This window comes from Streptomyces sp. NPDC050211, assembly GCF_040656035.1.
GTDB lineage: Bacteria > Actinomycetota > Actinomycetes > Streptomycetales > Streptomycetaceae > Streptomyces.
On record NZ_JBFALC010000139.1, the window covers coordinates 1 to 2,091 of the forward strand.

The 2,091-nt window shown below is 69.8% G+C and carries 2 protein-coding genes; both read left to right on the top strand.

Going from position 1 to position 2,091, the window contains the following annotated elements:
• The first annotated feature begins 184 nt into the window (after window positions 1–184).
• Window positions 185–1,261, top strand: a complete 1,077-nt coding sequence (locus AB0I98_RS49060; protein WP_362952913.1) for a serine hydrolase domain-containing protein — start codon at window positions 185–187, stop codon at window positions 1,259–1,261.
• Complete coding sequence (locus AB0I98_RS49065) at window positions 1,258–2,016, top strand: SDR family oxidoreductase (protein WP_362952915.1); 759 nt, start codon at window positions 1,258–1,260, stop codon at window positions 2,014–2,016. Before AB0I98_RS49060 ends, AB0I98_RS49065 begins: the two co-directional genes overlap by 4 nt.
• Window positions 2,017–2,091: the final 75 nt, after the last annotated feature.

Below are 2,091 nucleotides of genomic sequence, written 5' to 3' on the forward strand. Positions count from 1 at the left end.
CGCGATGGGCTGTCGATCGGCTGCGGGTCCGTCGTGGCTGGTCGCGCCCACGCGGCGGAGCCGCATATCGACACAGCCCGCGCCCCTTCGGGGCGCTGGCGAAACGCAGCCGACTTCGCCAGGGCCGCTTAGAGCCGCGCACCGCCGTAACAACCAACTGCCACCCGATGGGGGTTTTGCCGACATGACGCAGACGACGATGGCCCGGCCGCAGGCCTCGGCCCTTGAGCAGGCCGTCCAGGGCGCCGCTGACCGGCTCGTCGCAGCAGGAGCCGCAGGCGTGCAGTTCCGGGTCGCCCGCGGAAAGGAGTCCTTCGTGGTGACCTCCGGCATCGCGGAGCTGGGCACCGACCGGCCCGTCCCCGCCGACGGCCGCTTCCGCATCTCCTGCATCACCAAGCCGTTCGTGGCCGTCGTGGTGCTCCAGCTGGTCGCCGAGGGCAAGGTGGACCTCGACCGCTCGGTCGAGAGCTACCTGCCGGGCCTGCTGCCCTACGGCGAGAAGATCACCATCCGCAACCTGCTGCAGCACACCAGCGGCCTGTACAACTACATGGACTCGTTCCAAAAGCCGGGCGAGCGCTTCCTGCGCGACCGCTACAAGCACTACGAGCCGAAGGACCTCATCGCCATCGCGGCCGCCAAGCCGCTGGAGTTCGAGCCCGGCACCAAGTTCGCGTACTGCAACACGAACTACTTCATCATCGGCCTCCTCATCAACAAGGTCACCTCCCGCTCGTACCGCGAGGAGATCACCGAGCGCGTCCTTGAGCCGCTGCAGCTGAGAGAGACCGTGCTGCCGGGCGACGACCCGAACATCCCCGGCCCGCACGCCCGCGGCTACATGCAGATCGACGGCGAGCCGGTCGACGTGACGCTGATGAACCCCTCCGAGGCCGGCTGCGCGGGCGAGATCATCTCCACCACCGCCGACCTGGACCGCTTCTTCACCGCGCTGTTCGGCGGAAAGCTGTTGAAGGAGCCGGAGTTCACCGAGATGACCACCCCGCTGCCGCCCGAGATGATCGAGAACCTGCCGATGGGCATCGGCTACGGCCTGGGCATCATGAAGCTCGAGAACGACGACGATCTCGACCTGTGGGGCCACGGCGCCGGCATCCCCGGCTACGCCACCTTCGCGGCCACCACCCGCGACCTCGACGCCCGCGTGCAGCTGTCGTTCACGATCGGCGACAAGGACTTCGGGCCGGAGGCCGAGCAGGCCGTCATCCGCGGTGTCAACATCGCGCTGTGCTCATGAGTACCAGGGCACAGAAAGCCGTCATCGTCACCGGCGGCGGCACGGGAATCGGCGCGGCGACCGCGCGCGCATTCGCCGACGACGGCGCGCACGTCCTTGTCGTCGGCCGCAGCGAAGCGACCCTGAAAAAAACCGCGGACGGCTACGGGGACAGAATTCGCGTGCTGTCCAAGGACATTCACGAACCGGACGCGCCGGACGTCGTCGTCGAGCGGGCGCTGAAGGAATTCGGCCGTATCGACGTGCTGGTGAACAATGCCGCCGTCACCGGATTCGCCGCCCTGGACGGCCTTGAGAGGGAATCGGTGCGGGCCCAGCTGGGCACCAACCTTTTGGCCCCGGTGTTTTTGACCCAGCGCGCGCTGGACGCGCTCGAGAAAAGCGGCGGCGTCGTCATCAACGTCAGCTCCGCGGGCTCGCTGGGACGGCGGGCCTGGCCGGAGAACTCCGTGTACGGCATGGCCAAGGCGGCCCTGGACTTTTTGACCCGGACCTGGGCCGTGGAGCTCGCGCCGCGCGGCATCCGCTCGGTGGGCATCGCGCCCGGCGTCGTGGACACCGGGGTCGGCGTCCGGGCGGGCATGCCGGAGCAGGCGTATGAGGCGTTCCTGGCGCAGATGGCGGGGCGGATCCCGGCGGGCCGGGTCGGCCGGCCCGAGGACATCGCCTGGTGGATCGTGCAGCTGACCCGGCCACAGGCCGGCTACGCCAACGGCACGGTCCTGGCGGTGGACGGCGCGCTGTCCGTGACGTGACCCGCGACGGGCTCATGGGTGTGGGCGCCGCCCCGCGGGGGGCCCACCCCGGAGGCCCGCGGGCGGCGGGGCCCC